A 2,739-nucleotide genomic window follows, 5' to 3' on the forward strand; every position below is an offset into this window, starting at 1 on the left:
GCAATTCTGCGACGGCTTCTTCGCCGGGGCCGCAACCCGCATGACCGCCAGACCTTTCGCTTCTACCTTTTACCCGAGATTCAATGCGGCGCCGTTACGGCAATCACGCGCCCAAGCTGTCGAGCGTCCCCTTGGTCTCAGGCATTCGCGTCAACGAGTTCCCAATATGCTCCCGCCAGCGCGGCCCGACTTCCATGGCCGTGGCGTAAGCCTGCAACAGATCATCGGGACGGTCCTCGGCCATCGCCTCGATCAGGAAAGCAGCCTGCTCCCTGTCCTTCGCCGATTTGAGGCTCCCTGCCCCGTCACGACGCCGATCGGCAATGATCAGCTTGTGGATCGCGTAACGTTCCGGGCGCGGCACCTGGACCAGAACGCCGGACCGATAGATCGCCGCCGCATGGATCGGCTCGGCAATCAGAAAATTGAGATAGTTCAATCCTTGCGCGCTCACACCCAATGCTGGCAGATCACGGACGCTCTCATCCCCGAACGCAGGTGTCAGGAACTCGACCAACTGGCCACTGCCGCCCTGGGCCCATCGCCAGCTCCGGCCTTGGTCAAGAGCCGGTAAGGGATCAAATTTGAGTGCCGAGAAGGTCTCGGCCAGGCCCGGGTCGACCTGATCTTGCAACGCCACGCTCAGTTTTTCGAACTGGGCGATATCGATGTCGGCTGTATTGGCCATGCCCCCCAAAGGCAAACGAACACCCAGCTCGCCCTCATAGAGCCGGAAGGCATTCGTCCCGACGATGGTGCCACCCAACCGGAATGTCCCCGCTGCGGCCATGGCCGACAGGATGGACCCGGTCGACCGGTCGGTGGGTGTCATGCCTTCGGCGCGCAGAAGTCGAACGAGCCGAGACCGTTCTGCCTGACGTTCCTTGGCCGCCCCGCGCAGTTCCTCGATCCGTCCGATACGTGCACGTGTCTCGTCACCGTCCTCGCCGATATAGAGGAACCGCATCTCCGTTCCGACGCGGCGCACGGCGTACCAATAGGCCTTGTCGCCGCGCTCTTTGAGCGTTGGCTTGCCTTCAACACCGGACAAGGCGTCATCCTTCAGGAGGCGCACCAGATCGGTATAGGCGCTCATTGCGATACTGCTGAGAGAAATCATGCCTAGCAATTTCATGTTTTGATTGGCACGTACATACCTATCTAAAATTCAAATTGATAGGCAAAAGGGCGAGAGGGCACGACCACGTCCATCAGAAACGGCGAAAGGGCCGCGCCAAGCGCGACCGCGCCTCAGTCGTTCATCCGCTTTCGCACCCAGCCCACAAAGGCCGCGTCGGGTTTGCGCAGGCGGGGGGCGCCGGTGCGGGCCCAGGTGGCGCGCCAGTCGGCCTCGAGCGCATGCACATCCACCCCCGGCATCAACCGGCGCGCCTCGTCGCGGGCCGCCTCTGAAATCACCGGCGGCGGCACATCGACCACGGCGGCCTTCTGGCTGAAGCGGATGATGTCGCCTTCTAGCTCTGCCATCTCGTAATCGGGCAGAGGCTGGCTTTCGATCATATCGCGGACCATCTTGCGAAAGACCCGACGCGGGCTGGCGGAGCCGGATTTCTTCAGGAGGGTCTCAACCGAGATCTGCCAGCTGTCCTGACGGCCGCAGTGTTTGCGCGCAAGCTCGTAGATGCGCCGCTCCAAGGGTTTCCTCAGCCGGAAATAATCGCGGCTCAAGGTCAGCACCGATTTTGACAGCACCGCCCGATAGAGCCAGTCCGACAGCGTCACCGCCACCGAGACCATGCGCCCGCCCCGGGCCTTGCGCACGATCTCCCAGCTCTCGATAAGACCAAAACCGGTGGTGATCTCCTGCCCGCCGGTGGTGATATTGGTAGTGATCCGAGTGCCCGCGAGGCGCTCAAAGGACTCGCGCAGGCGGCGATAGGCATCGCCCGAGGTTTCGCGGTTGCAGGCCACCAAGAGATCATGAGCCGTGAGATGCAGCACCCGGCTCACCTGCCGGCCCGCATTGAGCGCCGCCATCAGCTGGCTCACACAAAAGATCAGGATGTCCTTATCGTGAATCGTCGCCAGCCCTTTGACGCTCGGGGTCACGGTGATCTCAGCCCCATTGTGTTCGTAGTTCAGGATGCGCCGGTCCGGGCGGGTGCTGAGGGAAAACAACGGATGCTCCATCGAAGCCAGATCATTCTTAGGCATCGCATCAAAGATATCGCAGAGGAAATACGCCCCCTGTCCTTCGGGGGGATAGCCTCCGGCCTCGCTTAGCGCGCTGGTCATGAATCTGGTCTCACTGCTTTGCCTGCCTCACGATTTGCGTCCTGCTGTACCGCCAGATTCGCTTTCGTGGTTTTGATTACACTCACCCTAGGGTTATCCACAGCCCCGCACAACGGGGGTTCAGAGTCAGAAGATCGGGGGTTCAGAGTCATTTCATCGGGGTTTCAGAGTCATCTGTTGCGGAAATGAATGCCCAAACCCCAGTAAAAAAAGGGCTTTGCAGGAGGCCATGGGCTGCTTTAACTAGAAATAACACAATAATAACAGGATATCTTTTTTTCATCCTTCCTGTTTCTGTGCCAAAACCGCACCCTCCCTTGGGTTGCAAGTGTTGGAATTGCTTAGAAAATTATAGCGACATCATCATAATGCTTCCACATGCCGCCTTTTCTGCTATCTTGTGAGAAAGGCGATACATCGAGGGTTGGGGCCTGGGCAAATCCGGATAAGCCCCCTCTCTTCCAGCATGAGGCATGACGCAGG

The 2,739-nt window shown here is 59.7% G+C and carries 2 protein-coding genes; both read right to left on the reverse strand.

The features are described from left to right. Nucleotides 1-103 precede the first annotated feature (103 nt). Complete coding sequence (locus tag ACZ1HH_RS19140; RefSeq protein WP_487320533.1) at nucleotides 104-1,120, reverse strand: nucleotidyltransferase family protein; 1,017 nt, start codon at nucleotides 1,118-1,120, stop codon at nucleotides 104-106. Between the two features lie 131 nt (nucleotides 1,121-1,251). Further along, nucleotides 1,252-2,256: a replication initiator protein A gene (locus tag ACZ1HH_RS19145; protein ID WP_011536551.1), complete on the reverse strand. Its 1,005-nt coding sequence runs from the start codon at nucleotides 2,254-2,256 to the stop codon at nucleotides 1,252-1,254. Between the last annotated feature and the right edge of the window lie 483 nt (nucleotides 2,257-2,739).

The organism is Epibacterium sp. HA2-3 (assembly GCF_055693725.2).